Source organism: Tolumonas auensis DSM 9187, assembly GCF_000023065.1.
Lineage (GTDB): Bacteria > Pseudomonadota > Gammaproteobacteria > Enterobacterales > Aeromonadaceae > Tolumonas > Tolumonas auensis.
On record NC_012691.1, the window covers coordinates 454,500 to 475,288 of the forward strand.

Consider the following 20,789-nt stretch of genomic DNA (forward strand, 5'->3'; position numbering starts at 1 on the left):
GGCTGAAATTATGGATCGTATAGGTGCATTATTGCAGGGCATGGGGTTCATGAGCCTGACCGTGGGTCAGGCTGTCATGTTACTGATCAGCTTGCTATTGCTTTGGCTGGCGATTGTCAAAAAATTTGAACCGTTATTGCTGATGCCAATTGGATTCGGCGGATTGCTGGCTAACATTCCGGATGCCGGGCTGGCTTTTTCTGCCCTGGACATGGCCTTATATAAAGCTCAGCCGGATGTTATTGCGGCAATAGCGGCAAATATCGGTAGTTTGCCGGATGTCTCCGCAATCAAGTTGCAGATGCCGGATTTAACACTGCCTGCACTGCATAGTATTGAAGAGATAGCGGCTGGTTATGGATATACGGACGGAATTCAGTACATCTTCTATAAAGTAGCAATTGCTTCCGGTGTTGCACCGCTGGTGATTTTCATGGGTGTAGGCGCGATGACCGATTTTGGTCCACTGCTTGCTAATCCGCGAACGTTAATGTTAGGCGCCGCTGCACAGTTTGGCATCTTTACCACGGTACTGGGTGCATTAGGGCTTAACTACCTGGGAGTCATGAATTTTTCACTGGCTCAGGCGGCATCCATCGGGATTATTGGCGGTGCGGATGGTCCGACGGCGATTTATCTGACCAGTATTTTGGCTCCTGAGTTATTAGGGGCAATTGCAGTTGCGGCTTATTCCTATATGGCACTGGTGCCGCTGATTCAGCCACCGATCATGCGCCTGCTGACAACAGAAGAAGAACGCAAAATCGTGATGACTCAGTTGCGTCCGGTAAATAAACGGGAAAAGATCCTGTTTCCGATCATATTGCTGCTGCTGGTAGCTTTGATCCTGCCGGATGCTGCACCACTGCTGGGTATGTTCTGTTTCGGTAATTTAATGCGTGAATGTGGCGTGGTGGATCGTCTGAGTGACACGGTACAAAACGCACTGATTAATATCGTCACGATCATTCTCGGATTATCAGTTGGTGCAAAATTGATGGCAGATAAATTTCTGCAACCACAGACACTGGGCATCCTGTTACTTGGCGTGATTGCGTTTGGTGTTGGCACCGCCAGCGGTGTGTTAATGGCCAAACTGATGAACCGCTTCAGTAAAAACAAGATCAATCCGCTGATTGGCTCTGCCGGTGTATCTGCCGTACCGATGGCCGCCCGGGTGTCAAACAAACTGGGGCTGGAAGCGAATCATCAGAACTTTCTGTTAATGCATGCGATGGGGCCCAATGTCGCGGGCGTTATCGGTTCTGCCATTGCTGCGGGTGTGATGATTAAATATATTCTGGCGTTGTAAGCAAACAAGTGCCGGCTGAATGCGGGATAACATTCAGCCGGCACGTCTCCGTTCATTCCCTGGCAACAACTATTCCGGCTGTATTGTTTCTACCGGATCTTTACCGATATTCAGCAGCAACGTTCTTAATAAATCAGCCAGTTCCTGCTGCTGGGCACGATCCAGCGAATGCAGTAAGCGCTGTTCATTGGCCACATGCGCGGTCATGGTTTCATTGATCAGGGCTAGTCCGGTTTTGGTCAGCGCGACCAGCATGCTGCGGCGGTCTTCCGGTGAAGGTTCGCGGTAGATCAGCCCGCGTGCTTCGAGTTTATCCAGCCGGTTGGTCATGGCGCCGGAAGAGAGCAGCAGCGAGGTATACAGCGCGGTCGGGCTTAATGTGTAAGGTTCACCGCTGCGGCGCAGTGTCACCAGCACATCAAATTCCGGCTGGGTCAGTCCAAATTGCAGATGTACCTGTTCAATGGCTTTGCTGGCGATAGCATTCAGACGCCATAACCGGCCGAATATACTCATGGCCAGCGGATCCAGCTCCGGACGTTCGTGTTGCCACTGACTGAGAATGCGATCGACATGATCCGTTTGCATGATTCACCTCCTTTTTATCTTCACACAAAGATAGTTGACGGAGAGTGCAAAAACAAACCAAAATATCTTCATATTAAGATTCTTCATTGAAAGATACATATGTCTCCTATTTTCGTGGCACTGACGCCGATCCTGTGGGGCACCACCTACTTTATTACCGGAAGATACCTGGCTGAATGGCCTGCGCTGTGGTTATCGGTGATGCGGGCGATCCCGCCCGGATTACTGTTACTGGCCATCCGTCCGGCCAAAGTACCCTGGCGGCAGGTGCCGTATCTGCTTCTGATCAGCTTTCTGTATATCGGTGCTTTTTTCCCGCTACTGTTTATTTCCGCGCTGTACTTGCCGGGATCGGTGGCCGGGACGTTAGCGGCGACCTTGCCGCTGGTGCTGCTGGGATTACAGTGGCTGTTTTTGCATAAGCGACCTTCCCGTCAGGCGCTGATCTGTGCGCTGCTGGGCTTGGGCGGTATTATTCTGTTGCTGGGTCCGGGCGCTGAACTGAACTGGATTGGTGTCGGTGCTGCCTTAACTTCGGTGCTGCTGATCGGTATCTGCAGTTTATTGTTACAGCAGCGTCCGTGGCATGGTGAGCTGATCAGTTTTACCGGCTGGCAGTTACTGCTCGGCGGATTAATGATTCTGCCGCTGGCCTTCTGGGTGGAAGGGGCGATGCCAATACCGGCCGGGGATGACTGGTTTGGTCTGTTATGGCTGATTTTGCTCAATTCAGCGCTGGCATATGTGCTCTGGCTGTGGGGCATGGCGAATTTACCGCTGAACCGTCTCGGGCTGATGACGTTGCTGAATCCGCTGACAGCGGTAATGGCGGGAAGCATACTGATGCATGAGGCACTCAGCTACTGGCAGTGGCTGGGCGTATTGACGGTATTTGCCTCACTCCTGCTGGAGCTGTTGCTGCGGCCAAAACGTTATCCGGCTGCCGCATAGATCGGAGCGGATCCGCAAGGCCGATGGCAGTATCGGCCTGCAAAACCGGCAATTATTGAAACATGCTGTCGCCGCTCTGATCGATAAACAGCTCGGCTTTGCGCACCATCCACTGACTGGCATCTTCTTTGGACGGAAACAGATCGGAGCGGATAAACACGTGCGTTTTTACTTCGCCGTTAATTTCTTTGCAGATCCGGCCGGCCAAACGGTACTGACTGCCTTCATCCATCGGTTCGGCGTAAATCAGATAACCTTTATATTCGACCGGTTCCACTTTTGCGGCTGTTTTTTCTGAACCGGAAAACAACGATTTGAATAATTTACCGAACATAGCAAAGCTCCTTTTTTCGCTATTCTGACCATAACTCAGAACGACTGCAAGCCGGCATGCTGCACTGATTGTTGTCGCTTTGTCTGCTTTGTGACGCATTGATGATCTCTAACTTATTGTTATCTCTATAAACAATCCCGGCACCTTTCTTGATGGGTCTTAAAAAACGGATCGCAGGACAGATGTATGCGCACAGAATTAGACTGGTCGGAATATCAGGACCGCGGCATGGGCGATGCCTATGCGGATATTCCCAGACAGGGTGGTGATTTCGCCAAAGCCGTGGCGGTGTGTATTCGCAGCGGCGTCTGCGAACAACATGGCCGGGGGGTGATGTGCCCGAGCTTCCGGATCACAGATAATCCGCTGTTATCGCCGGGTGGACGGGTGCAGTTGCTGAAACGGGCACTGAACAGCGATGAGGCTGCATTGACCTCCGATCAGGAGTTGGCAGAGGCGATGGATCTCTGTGTGGCCTGTAAAGGCTGCAAACGGGAATGCGAAAACAATGTCGATATGGCGCAGATCAAGATCGAATATCTGGCGCAAAAACTGAAAACAGAGTCATTATCATGGCGCAGTCGTCTGTTTGCTTATTCGCCGCTCTGGCTGAATCAGTATCCGGTGCTGGGGTCACTGATCCGCTGGCGAAATAAATCGGCACTGCTGGCAAAAGCCGGTGAAAAATTCCTGGGCATCGCCGCGAAAGTACCGTTGCCGGAAACGGCCAGAAAACCTTTCTCACCCAGGGAATCCAGTTTTCCTCCGCTGGTGGCTCATCCTTCCGGTGAAGCCCGTGCCGTGGTGCTCTGGCTGGACAGTTTCTCCACGCTGTTCGCACCACAACAGGCCGAAGATGCGCTCTATCTGTTGCGTATGACGGGATTGACAGTGCATGTGATCCATCCCAATTCACAGCCGGGAACCGTACTGGACAGTGGCCGTTCCCTGCTCACTTTCGGGCTGGCAACGGAAACCCGTGAACTGGCCAAACAGCTGCTGGCGGTGTTGTCACCGTATGTCGCGCAAGGTCTCTCCGTCGTGGGGCTGGAGCCTTCCAGTCTGCTGATGTTGCGGGATGAATATAAAACGCTGGGGTTAGGGCAACCTGCGGTTGCACTGGCAAAACAGGCGATGCTTTTTGAAGAGTTCATCGCGGCCGAACTGACGCGGGGTGGTTTCTGCCTGCCGTTTCAGACCGGTAAAATCACGCAGCCCGTGCTGATCCACGGTCATTGCCATCAGAAGGCGATTGGTGCGATGAAATCGGTACGGCGGGTACTGAAAACGGTGCCCGGGCTGGAGTTCAGCTTTATTGAATCATCCTGCTGTGGCATGGCAGGCACTTTCGGGCTGGAGGCGGAACACGTTGACTACTCGCACCAGATGGCGCAGCAATCACTGGTGCCGGCTTTGCAGGCAGCGCCGGATGCGCTGGTGGTCTGTAACGGCTTCGGCTGTGCGCACCAGATCAAAGTTACCGCCGGACGGCAAACCCTGCATTTAGCGACGCTGCTGCGGCAGGCATTGGCGGAATAACCGGATCAGGCCGGACAGCATGCTGTCCGGCTGCCGGGATAAATTATTGCTGTTGCAGATACTGATACAGTTTTTCGGTATCATCTTTGCTGCACAGTTTGGTGCCCTGATTCATGGTCGCAGCCGTACCGGCGGCAACGCCAAAGCGCACCATATCCGCCAGTGGCGCATCTTCTGCCAGTTTCAGCACCATGGCGCCGACCATACTGTCACCGGCACCGACCGTGCTGCGTTTAATCACCGGCGGTGGCACTACCTGGATGCATTGTTCCGCATCCACAGCCAGCGCACCCTGCGGACCCAGCGAGACGACAATGCGTTTTGCCGCCCCCTGACTAATCAGCGAACGGGCCGCATTCACCACCTGATCAGGCTGTTCCAGCGACTGACCGGTCAGTTCTGCCAGTTCGGACTGATTGGGTTTTAACAGTTCCAGACCACCAAAAGCGACCGCCGCTTTTAAGGCGTCACCGGAGCTGTCAACGATCGTCCGCAGCCCCTGTTGCCGGGCACACTGCAGCAGTTCCGTCACGGCGGATGTCGTCATATTCGGCGGCAAACTGCCGCTCAACACCAGTAACGTTCCGGCCGGTAATTGGGCTATTTTCGTCAGCAATTGCTGCCATTCATCTTCATGCAATGCCGCACCCGGCATCACAAAGCGGAACTGTTCACCGGTGGCGTCGGAGACCACATGCAGGTTCTGCCGGGTCCAGTCATGGGTCTGCAGTGCATCCACGGTAACGCCTTCCTGCTGCAGCAGTTCAACCAGATGGGCACCGGTTGGGCCACCGGAGGGGAGCAGGGCTGTGGCTTGTCCGCCGAGGTGTGTGATGGCACGGGCGACGTTGATGCCGCCACCACCGGGTTCAAACACCGGTGCCTGGCAGCGCAATTTTCCTTCCGGGTAGACTTTGGCTGTGCTGGTGGCGGTGTCCAGTGACGGGGTCAGTGTGAGAGTCACAATCAGAGGCATAAGATATTCCTTCGGTTTTGATGTATCTCAGTCAAAGTCAAACAGATCACCCAGAAAGCCGCCCCGCCGTTTTTTATGGTAGCTCTCTTCCCGGTGACGGTGCTCATCATCCTGATAACGCCGGCGATCATCGTCATGGTGACGCCAGTGGGGTTTTTCTTCATGGGAATGAGATGGTTCGGGAGAGTGATGCTGCATACGGGGGGAGGAAGCGACCGGTTCAGCCTGTGCTGAACGCTCGATGATCTTGTCGAGTTCACCGCGATCCAGCCAGACGCCCCGGCATTGCGGGCAATAATCAATTTCAATGCCCTGACGCTCAGACATTACCAGTTTGACACCTTTACAGACCGGACAATCCATCTCTGGCTCTCCTGTGATATGGGAAAACAACTTGGTACTGTCATTAGTTATGGTGTCACGGGAGGAAGTATACAAGGGCTGCCAGTGCTTTTTTCGCCGACTTTGCGACAGCTGACCTGCAGATATCATGCTCCGGACTACAGCCTTCGGAACTCTTATTTATACTTACAAATATGGGGGCTGATTTTACGGGGGTGACGATGTCCGGCATCAAAACGCCTGTGTTACAGTGGCTCCGCAGCTGTTTCTCCGGAAAAGGTTTTCCCTGGTTCGTACTGATTTGCATGCTGACCGTGACAACCGGATTATGGCAATACACGGAAATAACGCTGATTAATCAGTCGCTGGATCGCTTTCACTCCCGGGTGGACAAGCAAAAAAACAGTATCGTTAACCGACTGCAGGATTACATTCAGGCACTGCATGCTGCAGCCGGACTTTTTGCCGCTGACGATGATGTCACCCGGGCCAACTGGCATGACTATGTCAGAGCGCTGAAACCTGAAAGATATCTGCCCGGTACCCGTGGATTCGGTGTTCAGGATCCACTCAGCAAGGTGGTATTCATTGAACCGCCGGGTGATGCAGGGGTAGGGACACCTGGTGATAACCTGAATTCCGCTCCCGTGCTGCGTTCAGCCATGGATCAGGCGCGCGACAGCGGTCAGATCACGCTGTCACGCCGGATTACATCCGGGCTGACGACCGATGCGAAAGAACAGCCGGATTTTGTGCTGTATCTGGCCATCTATAATCCGCATGAACCAGCTGATACAGTCGCTGCCCGGCGCCGGGCATTACGCGGTTTTATCTATATTCCGTTCCGTGCCGCAGAATTCATGCAAAGTGTTCTGGCGGAACAGGTTAATCGTGATGTGGTCATTAATTTATTCGACGGTAAACCCGTCCGGGAAAATCTGCTCTATTCATCTGCACAGGATAGGCCGGAGACCCGCTATGCCACGGAAAGAGAACTCTCAGTAGATGGCCATATCTGGACGCTTCAATTCCGCAGCAGTCCTGAATTTGAGGCAAGCACCGTCAGCCGGTTACCTTTGATCATCCGCTTCGGCGGCATGGCACTGGATCTGATCTTGTTTTTTGTGCTGTTTATCAATACCAACCGTCTGCACACGATACGTGAACTTACGGTCAGACTTGAGCTGAGTGACGAGAATTTTAACCGGCTGGAAGAACATCTTTCAGGCGCGGTATTTCGTGTCAAACCGGAATTCCCATGGCAGGTTCAATATATCGGGCATGGCATTGAAGCGCTGACCGGTATACCGCAGGAACGTTTCCTGATGAAAGAGTTGTCCCTGGATCGGGTGATCCATCCGGATGATCAGGCCCGCTTTACGGCTGCGGTTACCGAAGCACAAACCAGACCGGCCGCGTTTGATATTACGCTGCGGATCAAAAGAGAGGATGACCGGATCCTGTGGGGCAACCTGCGGGGCCGTATTATTTATGATGATGCCGGCACACCGCTGTGGCTGGAAGGGGTGATGTTCGATATCACCCGCTTCAGATAGCTACTGCTTACGGCTAAACATCCACTGGTTTCCCTTGCGTTTAAGTCTGAGCGATTTGCCGTTGATCAGCAGATACATGCTTTTTGCATGCTGAGGAACATCGAATAACCGGGGGCCATGTTCCGGTGAAAACCAGACCAAGCCGGGGGTGTGAGTAAATTTATTGGCTATTTCGTAATTGCCCGCAAACCGTTTCGAACGCAAACAGGTGAGCGGGGAATCACTGGCGGAGCAGTTAGCATCCGCTAAAGATTTAACCGGCGTGCCAATCACCAGAAGGGGTGATACCGAGATGACCGTAAAATGGTAGGGGAGCTGACGCTGACAACGCCCCGTGCCGCTTAATGGCCAGCTTTTGAATTCTTTTGTTTGCGATAAGGTGTCGTCCAGTTTAGCCACCAGACCAGACGGCGATACTTTTTTTGCGGATGCCTCAGCGGCTGCCTGTTCACAATCACACGCACGATCTTTTGCACATTTCTGCGCGGAAGATGCCAGTTGTTTCAATGCCTGCTGAGCATGGCCCCTGGCCTGATCCGATTCGAAGCGACTACAGCCATATAAAGCCAATCCACAAAAAAGCACCAATAACTTCATATGGTTATAAAAATATTGCATCGGGGTTAAGTCTGCGCGGGTAAGGCTTGTAAACGGCTTGATCTTCATGTGAATCTACTACAGGAACAGAAATTACCGGCATGATATCGTAATGTTGAACAAACATCTAAAGCCGGGTTGATCCGCATCAATGCGCAGATAGCTGACAGACTCTTTTATTGGTTAACATTGGCCTGATTTAAATAATCCGCTGAATTTGTTATCAAACCACATTTGTTATAAATCGATTATTAAATGTGATATGTTTAAATAATCTTTAATTTTATTTGATTGTGCGATCTTAATCACAACTACTGTTAATAAAAAGTTAATTAAACACTGCCGGCATATGCATCTTTTAGTTTTTCATAATAAGAGTCAGATCACATTTATAGTTAACTTTTAGGAAATTAATGAGTGCTTGTAAGTGAGTTTAGATTAAAAAACCTCCCCTTATAATCTTCACCAAGGTTACTGATATAAAAAAATAAAGTCTCGAATGGGGATTTTATAAAACAGTCTCCGGATTAAGAAGAATATTTTTAACGCCAAATACAACAAGTGGGGAAGGTTATGGAAGCTGAAGTAGCTATTGAATCTGTGGAAACACGAAAAAGGACTAATATCAGGTATATTATAATTGCCCTGTTGTTTGTTGTTGGTGCAATTAATTACGCTGATCGCGCTATATTCTCTATCGCCGGTCCGGCAATGATGAAATCGTTGAATCTGGATCTGGTTAATCTGGGTTACCTGATGTCAACATTCGGTTGGGCATATGTACTTGGTCAGTTACCAGGTGGATGGCTGCTTGATCGATTTGGCGCTCGCAAAGTATATATCGGTAGTTTGTTTTCCTGGTCGTTATGTACCTTATTACTTGGTTTTGCAGGTTATCTTGGGGCTGCGGCCGTTGTCACTATCTTTGCCCTGGTGTTTATGCTTTCAATCTGTGAATCGCCCGCTTTCCCGGCTAATGCGCGGATTGTTGCCTCCTGGTTCCCAACGCATGAACGTGGTACTGCTACAGCTATTTTCACTACCGCACAATATTTTGCTTTAGTGATATTTTTACCTCTCATGGGATGGTTAACTAATAAATTTGGCTGGCAGTCAGTTTATTGGGCGATGGGTGTACTCGGTATTGCTCTGGCAGTGGTAATGCCTTTTATTTTGTATAACCCTAAAGATCACCCTCGTATTTCTTCTGAAGAGTTCGAGTATATTAAAGCCGGTGGTGCTCTGGTTGATAATTACACTACCAAGGTAGGTGATAACACCAAAAAAGAATCTTCTTTCAGTCATATTAAGCAATTACTTAATAATCGTTTAATGGTTGGTGTACTTATTGGTCAGTTTTGTATTGTTACATTAGTCTGGTTTTTTACAACCTGGTTCCCGATTTATTTGGCTCAGGGCCGGGGGCTGTCATTAACGTCTGTAGGTCTGATCGCAACCATTCCTGCTATCAGCGGATGTCTTGGTGGTATCCTGGGTGGTTTATTCTCCGACTTCTTGTTAAGAAAGAAATTCTCCCTGACATTCGCCCGTAAAGCGCCAATCATCCTTGGTATGGCATTAGCCATGTCTATTATTGGCTGTGTTTTTGTCGATTCATTAGAGATGATTGTTTTCTTTTTATCACTGGCCTTCTTTGGTAAAGGACTTGGTGCTTTGGGCTGGGCTGTAGTGGGTGACATTGCGCCGCGTGAAATTGTTGGTCTGTGTGGCGGATTAAGCAACATGGCAGGCAATATTGCCGGTATTGTAACCCCGATTGTAATTGGATATATCGTTAAAACGACAGGATCATTTAACGGTGCCTTGATCTACGTCGGTGTAGCTGCATTCATGGCAATATTCAGTTATGTTTTCCTAGTGGGTAAAATCTCCCGTATAGAACTCAAGAAATAATTACGCCATAAAAACAAAAAACGCCACCATGTTGTATGGTGGCGTTTTCTATTAAGAAAGATATAAAAATATAAGGTTGACTATAGTTTGTTGTTTATTTCCCTTTTACAGCAGCAACACTGGAATGTGAAAGGGTTATTTCAGAGAAGTTATTGGCTAGAAAATCAATAAATACACGTACTTTTGCCGAGAGATAATGGCGCTCCGGATATACGACATAAATATCTGCGGCGGGTAATTCATAATCTTCCAGCAACCGAACCAGTCTACCGCTCTGAAGGTATTTATTTACATCCCATTCAGCACGGATCAATATCCCATGACCTTCCAGCGCCCAATTGGCAACAACTTCGCCATCATTACTGCTTAACGTGCCGCGGACTTTAACTGTTTCGGAAGAGTCGCCGCGTTTAAAACGCCAGATCCCACTGGCAGATTCATCCTGTTTTAATACGATACAGTTATGTTTGGCCAAATCAGCAGGAACTAATGGCTGTGGATTGTTACGCAAATAGAGTGGCGAGGCGCAAACAAATCGTCGGTTAGTCATGATCTTGCGTGCAACTATATTGGAATCCGGAGGCAACCCGAAGCGGACACCAATATCAAAATCACCACTCGTAGGATCAGGCTGATTGCTGTCCAAGGTTAATTGAACTTCCATCTCAGGATACTGTTTCAGAAAAGCAGATATTGCTCTCGCTATATAGTTACGACCAAAACCTGGTGTTGTATTGATCCGCAACAGACCTTTGGGCTTGGCGCGCAAACTTAAGACTTCTTGTTCCATCGCATTGATATCCTGAATGATCTGGCGACATCTGTTCAGGTAAATCTCACCTTCCGGTGTGATATTAAAATGACGGGTACTGCGGTTAAGTAAGCGAACCCCAAGACGGGCTTCCAGCTGTGCCAGCCTTTTACTAACAGCCGGCGGTGTTAAATTAAGTTCTCCGGCAGCAGCAGAAAGACTCCCGGCGTTGATCAGGATTGAAAAAAACTCTAGTTCTGATGTGGCACACATGATCGGGTTCCCGCTTGCCGTTGATATACCATTTATATGGTCATTATATCGTCTTTCAAATAGCCGAAATGTGATCATATCATGTATTAAGTCGATCTAATCTGTGCATGCTTGTAATAAACTGCATAAAAAAACACCAGAAAGTATTTGAATGTTAAATCGCAACAGAAAACATAATGGAAATATTTAAATTTTATTTATCAGAGCTTGAAAAACATAAATATCAGGATTCATCAAAAGCCTTATTAAATAAAAATCAACTGCTATGAGTGTGACCGTGATCTCATTTGTTGTTCCACAATATTTTCATTTTTCCCATTAATAACTTTTAAGAAAATATTCATTAAGTTCTGGTGAACTTTAATTAATGACAAGCCGGATATACTCCTTACATCGATTATTCAGAAGCAAAAATTCTGGATCCGATTTACCAAAACAAATCTTTCCGATTGTGTAATGCGCAGAGGAGGTTCGAGTGAATAAAGAAGTAGCAGTACAATCGCTAACTGATGTCATGACCAAATTTACCGGGTATGTTGGAAAACATTTACCTACGGATGTCAAAGAAAAGCTGACTGAACTACGGGCTAAAGAAACCAAACCGTTAGCAAAAGTAGTTTATGACTCAATGTTCCAGAATCTGGATGCTGCTGACGAATTAGATCGTCCATGTTGTCAGGATACTGGTGTTATTCAGTACTTCATTACAGCTGGTGCCAAGTTTCCATATCTTGGCGAGCTGGAAAGCATTCTGAAAAATGCCACTCTGGGTGCGACCAAAAAATCGCCGCTGCGCCATAACGCGGTTGAAACCTTTATTGAGGTAAATACTGGTACCAATACCGGTTCCCGGATCCCATGGCTGGATTGGGAAATTATTCCTGATGATGAAAACTGTACCATTGAAGTCTATATGGCCGGTGGTGGTTGTTCTTTACCTGGTGCAGCCAAGGTATTGATGCCAGGCCAGGGTTATGAAGGCGTCAACCAGTTTGTTTTTGACGTTATTACCTCTTACGGTGTAAACGCTTGTCCTCCTTTGTTGGTTGGCGTTGGTGTTTCTACATCCGTTGAAACCGCTGCACGTCTGTCTAAAAAAGCCATTTTGCGTCCGGTGGATTCCCGTCATCCAAATGATGATGCCGCCAAAATGGAAACCTTACTGGAAGATGGCCTGAACGCTGTTGGTCTGGGTCCACAGGGTCTGTCAGGCAATTCAACAGTTATGGGGGTCAACATCGAATCGTCAGCCCGCCATCCATCAACCATCGGTGTAGCTGTATCTACAGGATGCTGGGCTCATCGTCGCGGCACTATCAAATTTGCACCAGATCTCTCTTATGAAATCATTTCGCACAAAGGAGCCGAGCTGTGAAAAAAATTCTGACAACACCAATCAAAGATGAAGATCTGGAATCTCTGAATATTGGCGATGTAGTTTATTTGAACGGTACTTTAGTTACTTGCCGCGATGTAGCGCACAGACGTTTAATCGAACTGGGTCGTGAACTACCGGTTGACCTGAAAGGCATGGCGATTTTCCATGCGGGTCCAATTGTTGTTGAACAGGAAGATGGTTCATTCCAAATGATTTCCATCGGCCCGACAACCAGTATGCGTATGGAAAAGTTCGAAAAAGAGTTCATCGAACAGACTGGCGTGAAACTGATTGTTGGTAAAGGCGGTATGGGGCCGAATACCGAAGCCGGCTGTAAAGAGCATAAAGCTGTTCATGCTGTATTCCCTGGTGGTTGTGCTGTATTGGCTGCAACTCAGGTGGAAGAAATCGAAGATGCACAGTGGCGTGATCTTGGTATGCCTGAAACATTGTGGGTAAACCGGGTAAAAGAATTTGGTCCGTTAATCATTTCGATTGATACCAAAGGTAAAAATCTGTTTGAGCAAAATAAAGTTTTCTTCAATGAAGCTAAATTGCCAATCATTGAAGAAATAAACAAACAGGTTCGTTTCATCAAGTAAAACCGGCATGGTCACTTATATAAAATAGGTGGCCATGTTAAAGGGTTAAAAATTCAGATTCACCCGTAACGTAGTGTATTTAACAGAGCGTTTTATTCGTTTGTTTGTGTGCCCAACCGAAAGCTGGATGTAAAGTTTTCTGCTAAATAAGATTAATGGTGCTTTTCGTTTTGATAGTCGTAAAGCTGGTTATAAATAGTTTTGGAGTTGATACTATGAAGTTGGCTAGTTATATTCACCCGGAATTCCATAGAAAGAGTTTTGGTTTAGTTGATAAGCATGGGATCATTGATCTTGGGCGACATATGGGACCCAAACACTCTGATCTAAAATCAGTTTTAAATGCGGGAATGCTATCAGAGATCAATCGTTATTCCTCATTCCCTACAGATTATAAGGTTGATGATGTAACATTTTTACCTGTTATAGACAGACCGAATAAAATAATTTGTGTTGGCATGAATTATCTCGAAAAGCGCAATGAATTTAATGAAACAATTAATGCGCCCACATTGTTTATTCGTTTTGCCGACACATTAACGGGTCATGATTGTCCACTGGTGAAGCCATCCAGTACAAACGAATTTGATTATGAAGGTGAGCTGGCTGTCATTATTGGTAAACCAGCCATGAATGTGAGTAAGGAAAATGCCTTATCATATGTTGCCGGGTATAGCTGCTTCATGGATGGTTCTGTCCGTGATATGCAGTATTCCTGGTTTACTTCGGGTAAAAACTGGCTGAATACCGGCGGTTTCGGTCCATGGCTGGTTACTACGGATGAGATCGAAGATCCGCAGCAGTTATCAATCCATACGTATTTGAATGGTCAACAGGTTCAGAGTGACAATACCGCGAATATGGTACGTTCAGTACCGGAATTGATCGCCTATATTTCAGCATTCAGCCCATTATCACCAGGTGATGTGATTATTACCGGCTCACCGGGCGGGGTTGGTAAAAAGCGTAATCCGCCTCTGTTTATGAAAAGTGGCGATCTGATTGAAGTTGAAATCAGTGGCATTGGTCGATTGAGTAATCCGATAGTCCAGAATCGTAATACCAGCGCACAGATGAATGTCTCCCCAGTTTAATGGGGAGATTGACCGGTATGGTTTTTAAAGTTTTATTTTTATTAACACCATACAAATGTAATTAAATAAGTTTTAAATAAAATAATAAATTTTAATTTATAAACTCTTCGTGTGTATAAATGAAGCTTTCAGTAACATACAACCAGAAACAAACACATCAAACGTTTCATTCAGATTGAACGTGACTTCATTTATTAATAACAAACAATGTCTTTATATAGACGCATTCATACACAGATTATTAGGTGGGTGTTTTTAAATGTCCTATAGTGAATCGGTTAAAAAACATATTCGTGACCTTGGCATTACTGATGTTGCTGAGATTATTTACAACCCTGATTTTGACACGTTATTACGCGAAGAAACAAAACCAGGTCTGGATGAATATGAACGAGGTGTGGTCACGCAATCTGGCGCTATCGCGGTTGATACGGGAGTTTTTACAGGACGTTCGCCTAAAGATAAATACATTGTCCGCGATGATTTAACGCGTGACACGTTGTGGTGGAGTGACCAGGGGAAAGGTAAAAATGATAACCACCCGATATCCCAGGAAACCTGGGGGCACTTTAAGTCTCTCGTTACGAAACAGCTTTCCGGCAAACGCTTATTTGTGGTTGATGCCTGGTGTGGTGCAAATCCTGAAACTCGTTTAAGCGTCCGTTTTATTACCGAAGTCGCCTGGCAGGCCCATTTTGTAAAAAACATGTTTATTCGTCCTGATGAAAAAAGTCTGGCTACTTTCGAACCTGATTTCATCGTGATGAACGGTGCTAAATGCTCAAATCCTGATTGGCAGGAGCAGGGGTTAAATTCTGAAAACTTCGTTGCCTTCAACTTAACCGAGAAAATGCAGTTAATTGGCGGCACCTGGTATGGCGGAGAAATGAAAAAAGGCCTGTTCTCGGTGATGAACTATCTGCTGCCGCTGAAAGATATTGCATCCATGCATTGCTCTGCAAATGTCGGCGCTGCTGGTGATGTTGCTGTCTTTTTCGGTTTGTCAGGTACGGGCAAAACAACGCTGTCTACCGATCCGAAACGTCAACTGATTGGCGATGATGAACATGGCTGGGATGATGACGGTGTCTTCAACTTTGAGGGTGGTTGTTATGCCAAAACAATTAAACTTTCAAAGCAGGCTGAACCCGAAATTTATAACGCTATTTGTCGCAATGCGCTGCTTGAGAATGTCGCTGTCGACGCTCATGGTCAGGTCGATTTCGACGATGGCAGTAAAACGGAAAATACCCGTGTTTCTTACCCGATTTATCACATCGAGAATATTGTAAAACCGGTCTCGAAAGCTGGTCCGGCGAAAAAGGTGATCTTCCTGACTGCTGATGCTTTTGGTGTATTGCCGCCGGTATCCCGTTTAACGGCAGAACAGACCAAGTATCATTTCCTTTCTGGTTTTACCGCCAAGCTGGCAGGTACAGAGCGGGGCGTAACTGAACCAACTCCAACGTTTTCTGCCTGTTTTGGGGCTGCATTTTTGACTCTGCACCCGACGCAATATGCTGAGGTACTGATAAAACGAATGGAAGCAGTTAATGCAGAGGCCTACCTTGTAAATACGGGCTGGAATGGCACCGGCAAGCGCATTTCTATCAAGGATACCCGAACCATCATCAATGCGATTCTGGACGGTTCTCTTGCCAAAGCGGAGACACACACTTTACCGATCTTCAATCTGGAAGTGCCGGTCGCGTTATCCGGGATAAATAACCATATCCTCGACCCGCGTAATACATATGCTGATAATTCTGTCTGGAAAGAGAAAGCAGAAGATTTGGCAACCCGGTTTATTAATAACTTCGAGCAATATACTGATACACCAGCTGGTGCTGAGTTGGTAAAAGCAGGACCAAAGTTAGGTTAATAGGCCGTTAATTTTGATAGTTATTCACTTTGATTGTCATTCGCTTCAGACGCTGATTGGAGAAATTCATAATGAATTATGAGGATGTGATTTCTTGTATTTCTAGCAATCCAGGAGCCTCTTTTACCGGGATAAAGTTCTCTGAAAGTGATAACTATCTTAGCGTATATACAATCTCATCCGATAAAGATGACCCGGAGTGGATAACTATTTTCTTTGAGGGCGGAAAGCTATTTTCTACTTCAGGGGAGGAAGGTTGTTACGTCATGGAAGATGCTCCCGACGAGCTGACTACTCTGCATTTCAAGAATACAAAAGCGCTGCCTTTTATATCGGAATATACTTCGGAATATGTCCTTTATGAATTATTTCCAAACTTACCAGATCCTGATGATATCTGTTCGGAACAGGAAAAATTGCTGTTTATAAGCGAAGCCAAAAGACATATTAATGAACTATGGTATGCATCTAAATAAAAAACCGCCGGAGGTTTCCCATCCGGCGGTTTCGTTAGCAGGGTTCAGCTCACTCAGATATGTTTTACCCGGCGTTTCACTTCTTCCTGTTTACCCGCGTTGAACGGGCGGGAATCAGGGCTGCCGAGGTAACCACAAACACGGCGGATCACAGACACCTTGTTCGAATCGTGATTGCCGCATTTCGGGCAGGCAAAGCCTTTACTGGTACAATTGAATTCGCCGGTGAAGCCACATTCATAGCATTCATCAATTGGTGTGTTAGTGCCGTAGTAGGGCACCCGCGAGTAGCTGTAATCCCAGACGTTTTCCAGCGCTTCCGGATTATGCTGAAGGTTCGGATATTCGCCGTAACAGATAAAACCACCGTTCGCGATGGCCGGATAAGCCATCTCGAAGTCGAGTTTGGCGTAAGGATCGACCTTCTTCTCAACATCCAGGTGGAAGCTGTTGGTGTAATAACCTTTCTCCGTCACACCATCAACCAGACCGAATTCTTTGGTGTCCAGATTACAAAAACGGCTGCACAGGTTTTCACTTGGCGTGCTGTAGAGACTGAAGCCGTAGCCGGTTTCTTCTTTCCACGCATCCACGGCATCACGCAGTTTCTGTACGATCCCAATCGCTTTCTGACGCAGCACTTCATCATCGAATACATGCACTTTATCGCCATACAGTGCGTTGATGGTTTCATGCACGCCGATATAGCCCAGTGAAATAGAGGCACGGCCATTTTTAAAGATCTGAGAAACATCATCATCTGCTTTCAGACGAACGCCACAAGCCCCTTCCATATACAGGATTGGTGCGACACGTGCTTTCACACCATTCAGGCGTTCAATACGCGCCATCAGGGCTTTCTTGCACAGACGCAGGCGACTGTCGAGCAGGTCATGGAAGTGTGCTTCGTCGCGGGCTTCCAGTGCAATACGCGGCAGGTTCAGACTGACCACACCCAGGTTATTACGGCCTTCGTGATACTGTTTACCATCTTCTTCATAAACACCCAGGAAGCTGCGGCAGCCCATTGGTGTCTTGAATGAACCGGTTACCTTCACAACCTGATCGTAGTTCAGAATGTCCGGATACATGCGCTTGGTGGCACATTCCAGCGCCAGTTGCTTGATATCGTAGTTTGGATCGGTTTTCTTGTGATTCAGGCCATCACGGATCGCGAATACCAGTTTCGGGAATACCGCGGTCTTGTGGTTTTTACCCAAACCGGAAATACGGTTCTGCAGGATCGACTTCTGGATCAGGCGGGATTCCCAGCTCTCACCCAGACCAAAACCGAACGTCACAAACGGTGTCTGGCCATTCGCGGTATGCAGCGTGTTTACTTCATATTCCAGTGACTGGAAGGCGTCATAGCACTCTTTTTCAGTACGTGCATGCGCATAGGCTTCCACATCCGGGATCTGCCACTCTTCCGCAACCTTACGGTGTTTCTCGTAGCTTTTGGTCACATAAGGGGCCAGCACTTCATCAATGCGGTTGATCGTGGTGCCACCGTAGATATGACTGGCTACCTGCGCGATGATCTGCGCGCTGACGGCGGTCGCGGTAGAGATAGATTTTGGTGTATCAATCTCGGCGTTACCCATCTTGAAGCCGTGTGTCAGCATACCTTCGATATCGATCAGCATGCAGTTGAACATCGGGAAGAAAGGAGAATAATCCAGATCGTGGAAATGGATTTCGCCTTTTTCATGTGCCTGCACAACATCGCGGGGTAACAGATATTGTTTGGCGTAGTGTTTCGCCACAATACCGGCCAGCAAGTCACGCTGGGTCGGGATCACCTTGCTGTCTTTGTTGGCATTTTCATTCAGCAGTTCGGCATTGGTCTGCTGGATCAATCCCTGGATCTCTTTATTCAGACGTCCCTGTTTTTCACGCGCTAAATCACGGTCGTGACGATATTCGATGTAAGCACGCGCAAGCTTCTTGTGCGGACCTTCCATCAACAGGTTTTCGACCAGTGTTTGTACCTCACTGATATCGACTTCATCGCGTCCTGCTAACAGGGAAGCGATCTGACCAGCTACTGAGGCGCAATACGCGTCGTCTCTTACGTTTACAGCTTCAGCAGCTTTTGCAACTGCCTGCCATATGCGTGAGCCATCAAACGATACGCGGCATCCGTCGCGTTTGATTACCAGCGGTTTTGCTTGCATTTTTTATAGCCCTCGTGCTAATCCGACATTGTGTGTCGTTGTGGTGGTAATACTATATATAGTTCATCTTGCGGTGGATTTAACTATATATTGCGATTTTATGCAGGAACATAGTTAGTGGTTTTTTGATCTAAAACAGGGAATTGGAAGATTTGGATAACGCGGCAGCAGGTAAAAAAAAGTGATTTTCTGTGACGGAAATACTTGATAATTCTGCAGCCCTTGCTGCATAAGGGCTGCAGAAAAAGCAGCAAATTATACTCAAAAAAAGAGCCACGCAATGTGGCTCTTCTCTATGATGCACAATAATTGTTACTTTAGCCGGATAGTTGATCAGGGTAATTGCGGACCCGCCGCGATCAGCCGTTTACCTTGTTCATTATCGGTGTACTGCGCAAAGTTTTTGATGAAACGTTGCGCCAGATCTTCCGCTTTGCGTTGCCATTCCGCCGGATCCGCATACGTGTCACGAGGATCGAGGATCTGCGGATTCACCCCCGGCAAATCGATCGGCATCGCCAGATTAAAGATTGGCAGTGTTTTCATGGGGGCCTTATCGATCGAGCCATCCAGAATCGCATCAATGATGGCTCGGGTATCATGGATGGAGATACGTTTCCCGGTACCATTCCAGCCGGTATTTACCAGATAGCAGTCGGCACCTGCAGCTTCCATCCGTTTGACCAACACCTCGCTATATTGTGTCGGATGCAATGACAGGAATGCCTTGCCGAAGCAGGCCGAGAAGGTCGGCGTTGGTTCTGTCACACCTCGTTCGGTGCCTGCCAGCTTGGCGGTAAAACCCGCCAGGAAGTGATATTGGGTCTGATCGTGCGTCAGTTTCGATACCGGCGGCAGTACGCCGAAGGCATCTGCGGTCAGGAAGATCACTTTTTTCGCCGGACCAGCTTTCGAGACCGGTTTTACAATATTCTCGATGTGGTAAATCGGATAAGAAACACGGGTATTCTCAGTCAGTGAACCATCATCAAAATCGACGTTACCTTCCGCATCGACAATCACGTTTTCCAGCAATGCATCGCGGCGGATCGCGTTATAGATATCCGGCTCTGCCTCTTTGCTCAGTTTGATGGTCTTGGCGTAACAACCGCCCTCAAAGTTGAAGACACCGTCATCATCCCAGCCATGTTCATCATCACCGATCAGCAGACGTTTCGGATCAGCCGACAGTGTGGTTTTCCCGGTGCCTGACAGGCCGAAGAAGATCGCCACATCGCCGTCTTTCCCGACGTTCGCAGAGCAGTGCATGGATGCAATACCCTTCAGCGGCAGCAGGTAGTTCATCACCGAGAACAACCCTTTTTTCATCTCGCCGCCATACCAGGTGCCGCCGATAACCTGCATTTTCTCGGTTAAGTTAAAGGCAACGAAGTTTTCTGAATTCAGGCCCTGTTCTTTCCAGTTCGGATTAACAGTTTCAGCACCATTCAGAACAACAAAATCCGGCTCAAAATTGACTAATTCCGCTTCACTGGGGCGAATAAACATATTCTTGGCAAAATGCGCCTGCCAGGCAACCTCAGTAATAATTCGTACACTGAGACGGCTGTCGGGGTTAGCGCCGCAGAAACCATCAATCACAAATAGCCGTTTGCCGGAAAGCTCTTCTGCTACCAGTTTTTTCAGTTCAGACCAGATAACCGGCGTGATTGGTTTATTGTCATTCTTACCGCCTTCTGACCACCAGACGGTGTCGCGGGTCATATCATCCATGACAATGTATTTGTCTTTTGGTGAACGCCCGGTAAATACACCGGTATCCACTTTTACTGCACCCAGTTTGGTCACGACACCACGTTCATAGCCAACCAGATTGGGATTCAGCTCTTCTTCATATAACTGATCGTATGATGGATTACGGATAATTTCTTTTACGTTACAAATACCGTAGCGTTCCAGGTCTAAACCAGCAGTCGTCATAATTTTGCTCCTGTGCGTGACCAGTAGGGGAGTCAGTATCACTGGATTCAGTTTAGGGACTTCTGCCGTTATTTATGCCGGTTACTTCAAATTCTGTGGATGAACT

Annotated in this window: 18 protein-coding genes; 10 read left to right on the forward strand and 8 right to left on the reverse strand. The window is 47.7% G+C overall.

The window, feature by feature from the left end:
- Positions 1-10: 10 nt before the first annotated feature.
- A complete protein-coding gene (locus TOLA_RS02105; protein ID WP_012728630.1) occupies positions 11-1,312 on the forward strand; it encodes a sodium ion-translocating decarboxylase subunit beta in 1,302 nt (433 codons plus the stop codon).
- Between the two features lie 69 nt (positions 1,313-1,381).
- Here TOLA_RS02105 and TOLA_RS02110 read toward each other — a convergent pair whose 3' ends face one another.
- Positions 1,382-1,900 carry a MarR family winged helix-turn-helix transcriptional regulator gene (locus tag TOLA_RS02110; protein ID WP_012728631.1) on the reverse strand — a complete coding sequence of 173 codons (519 nt, stop codon included), beginning with the start codon at positions 1,898-1,900 and terminating at the stop codon, positions 1,382-1,384.
- A gap of 99 nt (positions 1,901-1,999) precedes the next feature.
- Between TOLA_RS02110 and TOLA_RS02115 the strand changes: the two genes are divergently transcribed.
- A complete protein-coding gene (locus TOLA_RS02115; protein WP_012728632.1) occupies positions 2,000-2,851 on the forward strand; it encodes a DMT family transporter in 852 nt (283 codons plus the stop codon).
- Positions 2,852-2,903: 52 nt separating this feature from the next.
- Here the strand turns inward: TOLA_RS02115 and TOLA_RS02120 are convergent, their stop codons facing one another.
- Positions 2,904-3,185, reverse strand: a complete 282-nt coding sequence (locus TOLA_RS02120; protein WP_012728633.1) for an HlyU family transcriptional regulator — start codon at positions 3,183-3,185, stop codon at positions 2,904-2,906.
- A 186-nt stretch (positions 3,186-3,371) separates the two neighbouring features.
- Here TOLA_RS02120 and TOLA_RS02125 point away from each other — a divergent pair, with 186 nt between their 5' ends.
- Positions 3,372-4,724: a (Fe-S)-binding protein gene (locus TOLA_RS02125; RefSeq protein WP_012728634.1), complete on the forward strand. Its 1,353-nt coding sequence runs from the start codon at positions 3,372-3,374 to the stop codon at positions 4,722-4,724.
- Between the two features lie 43 nt (positions 4,725-4,767).
- On the opposite strand, the gene pfkB is transcribed toward TOLA_RS02125, so the two are convergent.
- Positions 4,768-5,700, reverse strand: a complete 933-nt coding sequence (gene pfkB, locus TOLA_RS02130; protein ID WP_012728635.1) for a 6-phosphofructokinase II — start codon at positions 5,698-5,700, stop codon at positions 4,768-4,770.
- A gap of 27 nt (positions 5,701-5,727) precedes the next feature.
- A complete protein-coding gene (locus tag TOLA_RS02135; RefSeq protein WP_012728636.1) occupies positions 5,728-6,063 on the reverse strand; it encodes a TFIIB-type zinc ribbon-containing protein in 336 nt (111 codons plus the stop codon).
- A gap of 200 nt (positions 6,064-6,263) precedes the next feature.
- Here TOLA_RS02135 and TOLA_RS02140 point away from each other — a divergent pair, with 200 nt between their 5' ends.
- Positions 6,264-7,598, forward strand: coding sequence for a CHASE domain-containing protein (locus tag TOLA_RS02140; RefSeq protein WP_041609447.1), 1,335 nt, complete (start codon positions 6,264-6,266; stop codon positions 7,596-7,598).
- On the opposite strand, the gene TOLA_RS02145 is transcribed toward TOLA_RS02140, so the two are convergent.
- Positions 7,599-8,264, reverse strand: coding sequence for a hypothetical protein (locus TOLA_RS02145; protein ID WP_012728638.1), 666 nt, complete (start codon positions 8,262-8,264; stop codon positions 7,599-7,601).
- A 504-nt stretch (positions 8,265-8,768) separates the two neighbouring features.
- Here TOLA_RS02145 and TOLA_RS02150 point away from each other — a divergent pair.
- Positions 8,769-10,109, forward strand: a complete 1,341-nt coding sequence (locus TOLA_RS02150) for an MFS transporter (protein ID WP_012728639.1) — start codon at positions 8,769-8,771, stop codon at positions 10,107-10,109.
- A gap of 94 nt (positions 10,110-10,203) precedes the next feature.
- Here the strand turns inward: TOLA_RS02150 and TOLA_RS02155 are convergent, their stop codons facing one another.
- Positions 10,204-11,133 (reverse strand): LysR family transcriptional regulator, encoded by a 930-nt coding sequence (locus TOLA_RS02155; protein ID WP_012728640.1) that lies wholly within the window; start codon positions 11,131-11,133, stop codon positions 10,204-10,206.
- 475 nt (positions 11,134-11,608) lie between these two features.
- On the opposite strand from TOLA_RS02155, the gene ttdA reads away from it, so the two are divergent.
- The 5 genes from ttdA to TOLA_RS02180 all read left to right on the forward strand — a co-directional run bounded on the left by ttdA (position 11,609) and on the right by TOLA_RS02180 (position 16,565).
- Positions 11,609-12,508, forward strand: coding sequence for a L(+)-tartrate dehydratase subunit alpha (gene ttdA, locus TOLA_RS02160; protein ID WP_012728641.1), 900 nt, complete (start codon positions 11,609-11,611; stop codon positions 12,506-12,508).
- Entirely contained in the window at positions 12,505-13,113 is a 609-nt protein-coding gene (ttdB, locus tag TOLA_RS02165; RefSeq protein ID WP_012728642.1) for a L(+)-tartrate dehydratase subunit beta, read from the forward strand. The genes ttdA and ttdB overlap by 4 nt, the downstream gene beginning before the upstream one ends.
- A gap of 350 nt (positions 13,114-13,463) precedes the next feature.
- Positions 13,464-14,207 carry a fumarylacetoacetate hydrolase family protein gene (locus tag TOLA_RS02170; protein WP_281054817.1) on the forward strand — a complete coding sequence of 248 codons (744 nt, stop codon included), beginning with the start codon at positions 13,464-13,466 and terminating at the stop codon, positions 14,205-14,207.
- Between the two features lie 259 nt (positions 14,208-14,466).
- On the forward strand, positions 14,467-16,089 hold the full coding sequence (gene pckA / locus TOLA_RS02175; RefSeq protein ID WP_012728644.1) for a phosphoenolpyruvate carboxykinase (ATP): 1,623 nt from the start codon (positions 14,467-14,469) through the stop codon (positions 16,087-16,089).
- A gap of 71 nt (positions 16,090-16,160) precedes the next feature.
- Entirely contained in the window at positions 16,161-16,565 is a 405-nt protein-coding gene (locus TOLA_RS02180; RefSeq protein ID WP_012728645.1) for a hypothetical protein, read from the forward strand.
- A gap of 53 nt (positions 16,566-16,618) precedes the next feature.
- Here the strand turns inward: TOLA_RS02180 and nrdD are convergent, their stop codons facing one another.
- Both nrdD and pckA (TOLA_RS02190) read right to left on the reverse strand, forming a co-directional pair.
- The gene (gene nrdD / locus TOLA_RS02185) at positions 16,619-18,742 is read right to left on the reverse strand and encodes an anaerobic ribonucleoside-triphosphate reductase (RefSeq protein ID WP_012728646.1); all 2,124 of its coding nucleotides are present in this window, start codon (positions 18,740-18,742) and stop codon (positions 16,619-16,621) included.
- Positions 18,743-19,075: 333 nt separating this feature from the next.
- Positions 19,076-20,683, reverse strand: a complete 1,608-nt coding sequence (gene pckA / locus TOLA_RS02190; RefSeq protein WP_012728647.1) for a phosphoenolpyruvate carboxykinase (ATP) — start codon at positions 20,681-20,683, stop codon at positions 19,076-19,078.
- Between the last annotated feature and the right edge of the window lie 106 nt (positions 20,684-20,789).

What these genes read in the sequence shown, in the direction of transcription:
- TOLA_RS02105 (WP_012728630.1), top strand. Translation starts at nt 11, where the DNA reads ATGGATCGTATAGGTGCATTATTGCAGGGCATGGGGTTCATGAGCCTG.
- TOLA_RS02110 (WP_012728631.1), bottom strand. Translation starts at nt 1,900, where the DNA reads ATGCAAACGGATCATGTCGATCGCATTCTCAGTCAGTGGCAACACGAA.
- TOLA_RS02115 (WP_012728632.1), top strand. Translation starts at nt 2,000, where the DNA reads ATGTCTCCTATTTTCGTGGCACTGACGCCGATCCTGTGGGGCACCACC.
- TOLA_RS02120 (WP_012728633.1), bottom strand. Translation starts at nt 3,185, where the DNA reads ATGTTCGGTAAATTATTCAAATCGTTGTTTTCCGGTTCAGAAAAAACA.
- TOLA_RS02125 (WP_012728634.1), top strand. Translation starts at nt 3,372, where the DNA reads ATGCGCACAGAATTAGACTGGTCGGAATATCAGGACCGCGGCATGGGC.
- pfkB (WP_012728635.1), bottom strand. Translation starts at nt 5,700, where the DNA reads ATGCCTCTGATTGTGACTCTCACACTGACCCCGTCACTGGACACCGCC.
- TOLA_RS02135 (WP_012728636.1), bottom strand. Translation starts at nt 6,063, where the DNA reads ATGGATTGTCCGGTCTGTAAAGGTGTCAAACTGGTAATGTCTGAGCGT.
- TOLA_RS02140 (WP_041609447.1), top strand. Translation starts at nt 6,264, where the DNA reads ATGTCCGGCATCAAAACGCCTGTGTTACAGTGGCTCCGCAGCTGTTTC.
- TOLA_RS02145 (WP_012728638.1), bottom strand. Translation starts at nt 8,264, where the DNA reads ATGAAGATCAAGCCGTTTACAAGCCTTACCCGCGCAGACTTAACCCCG.
- TOLA_RS02150 (WP_012728639.1), top strand. Translation starts at nt 8,769, where the DNA reads ATGGAAGCTGAAGTAGCTATTGAATCTGTGGAAACACGAAAAAGGACT.
- TOLA_RS02155 (WP_012728640.1), bottom strand. Translation starts at nt 11,133, where the DNA reads ATGTGTGCCACATCAGAACTAGAGTTTTTTTCAATCCTGATCAACGCC.
- TOLA_RS02170 (WP_281054817.1), top strand. Translation starts at nt 13,464, where the DNA reads ATGCTATCAGAGATCAATCGTTATTCCTCATTCCCTACAGATTATAAG.
- pckA (WP_012728644.1), top strand. Translation starts at nt 14,467, where the DNA reads ATGTCCTATAGTGAATCGGTTAAAAAACATATTCGTGACCTTGGCATT.
- TOLA_RS02180 (WP_012728645.1), top strand. Translation starts at nt 16,161, where the DNA reads ATGAATTATGAGGATGTGATTTCTTGTATTTCTAGCAATCCAGGAGCC.
- nrdD (WP_012728646.1), bottom strand. Translation starts at nt 18,742, where the DNA reads ATGCAAGCAAAACCGCTGGTAATCAAACGCGACGGATGCCGCGTATCG.
- pckA (WP_012728647.1), bottom strand. Translation starts at nt 20,683, where the DNA reads ATGACGACTGCTGGTTTAGACCTGGAACGCTACGGTATTTGTAACGTA.